At 54.9% G+C, this 2193-nt stretch carries 3 protein-coding genes; 2 read left to right on the forward strand and 1 reads right to left on the reverse strand.

Annotated features, from left to right (window positions below; all coding sequences use genetic code 11):
- Positions 1–229: 229 nt before the first annotated feature.
- A complete protein-coding gene (locus ACP5KC_RS10205; protein WP_428287509.1) occupies positions 230–493 on the forward strand; it encodes a hypothetical protein in 264 nt (87 codons plus the stop codon).
- Between the two features lie 129 nt (positions 494–622).
- Positions 623–787, forward strand: coding sequence for a hypothetical protein (locus ACP5KC_RS10210; protein WP_428287510.1), 165 nt, complete (start codon positions 623–625; stop codon positions 785–787).
- Between the two features lie 354 nt (positions 788–1141).
- Here the strand turns inward: ACP5KC_RS10210 and ACP5KC_RS10215 are convergent.
- Positions 1142–2193: cobaltochelatase subunit CobN (locus ACP5KC_RS10215; protein WP_428287511.1), on the reverse strand; the 1052-nt coding region annotated here is incomplete at its 5' end.

Here is a 2193-nt window from a genome sequence, read left to right on the forward strand (position 1 = left end):
CGAGCTCTATAGCCGCCATCTCCCGCTTCATTACGGGGCAACTCCAGCAGTCTAAGGTAGGCGGCACGGGGAAGCTCTCGGGAAGCGTGACACAAGACACAGATCCATTTGCGGTGTGGTACTAAAAAAACCGTTTTCATTTAAGTGAAAAATCGAGGCCTCCTCCTGGCCTTAGGTATAGATATAGCTAAAAATGGGAAGGTTTTTAAAAGAATCCACGCATCCGGTATTGTTCAAGAAGCTCAGGGAGAAGTGGGTTAAGGAGTGCTGGAGGCAACTGCTCGAGCTCATGAATTTGCTCAAGAAAAGCGCCACAGATATAATAGCGACTGGCAGGAACGATAACAGTAGGTCGCTCATGGTTCACATATACAACAAGGACGTGGCCGTCATAGTGAAAGGGATTGCGAAGAGTGAGAGCGTCACGATAAACCTATCGCTGTCCGAGCTCGAGGGTGACGACATTGAGGTATCCAATACCTTCCTTGAATGAGATGCTCAGGGCCGTACAATGCGGTTGGGAGTTGACGGATGGTGTGTTAAGAATGGCCACTCGGCCATGGGCACCACGCAACCGTGACAAGCGGTCTTGTGAACGCTCTGCTATCCAGGCAGAATTCACATGTACATAGACGGTATAAACATGAATGGGGATGACGTCTCAATCAAGTGGTGTTTAATCGCCAAGGATCATGGGGCGAGGTCGAAAGAGGAGATCGCCGAGGAGGTTAAGAACCTCGACATGGAGAAACTCGAGGTGTTCTTGGCCCCTGCTGTTTGGGGTTGATGGTAGTGTTTGTGGGAAGCGCATAGTGTTACAACAGGCTTGAGTAAGTACGACCTGCGGTTCGGCGTTATCGACTGCCTCAATACTAAGCAAATGCAGTGTTAAAACTCCTTACACAAAGCCTTTGAGTAGAGGAGATGATGTGAAAGTTCCTTAAAGGGTGTTGCCGATCTTTCTAAGTAATGCTTCCTATTTTAACACGTCTGGATTGGATACTATATGCACCTTGTGCCTTGAGGAAAAAACATTATTACCGTTCTAATGTAAAAGACAATGTGCCCGTAAGCTTTGCTCTAAACAGGATTGAACGTAAAGCAATCAAGAGATATAGAAAGAACTTGCTGGCTTGCGCGATCACTCCGCCGACGACTCCAGGAGAGCCTCCACCTCCGCGGAGATGTTTATGAGATCCTCTATCGTCTCCTCTCTCGCCTTCCAGTAGCCGCGCTTGTACGCCTCGTACAGCCTCCTCAAGATCTCGTACAAGGCCCACGGGTTGCTCTCCATCAACCTGCGCCTCACACTCTCGTTGAACACATAAGTTTCGGCCACCTTGTCCCACACCCAGTCGCTCACCCCGCCAGTCAGCGCTGCGTGGCCGAGGAGGTACTCCACTCTCTTCGCTATCTCGCGGGCTCCGTCGTAGCCGTGGCTCAGCATGCCCTCGATCCACTTCGGATTCAGCAGGCGCGTCCTCGCTGAGAAGTCTATGGCCTCCTCCGCGCTCCTAACGACCTCCCGCTCCCCCGTGGTGTCGAGCCACAGGGCCTCGACCTTCTCGCCCTTCAGCACCTCCAAGGTCTTTCTCAAGCCCCCGAGGAACTCGTAGTAGTGGTCGAGGTCCGTTATGTCGTACTCGGTGGTGCTCCTAACCTGGGCCACGAAGTCGACCCTGCGCAGCACCTCCGCGAGGAGCTCCCTCGCCTCCACGCTGTGCACCCCGGCCCCGTAGCCGTACGACATGTCCTGCAGGTAGACCTCAGCCAGCTCGCCCTCCCCGGACCAGCTGGAGGCCTCCACGAACTCGGGGATCCTAGTGCCGTAGGTGCCGGGCTTCGGTCCGAAGATCCTGACCAGAGGCTCGCCACCCAGTTTGCCCTTCATCTCCAGGTAGTGCTTTCTCACGTAGTTCACTTCAGGCGGCTCGTCGAGGCTGGCCACCATCCTGACAGCCTCGTCTATCAGGGTTATCAGGTTTGGGAACATCTCCCTGAAGAAGCCGCATATCGTCACGACCACGTCCACCCTCGGCCTGCCGAGTTGCTCCACTGGTATGACCTCCAGCCGCGGCGCCCAGGGACCCCTCTCCCTGATGAGTCTGACGCCGAGGAGCTGGAGCACCATCGCCACTGTCTCCCCCCTCGTCTGGGCGGTCTCGAAGCCCCAGAGCACCAGCGCTACGGCCT

The organism is Infirmifilum sp. (assembly GCF_049970975.1).
Classification (GTDB): Archaea; Thermoproteota; Thermoprotei; order Thermofilales; family Thermofilaceae; genus Thermofilum; species Thermofilum uzonense.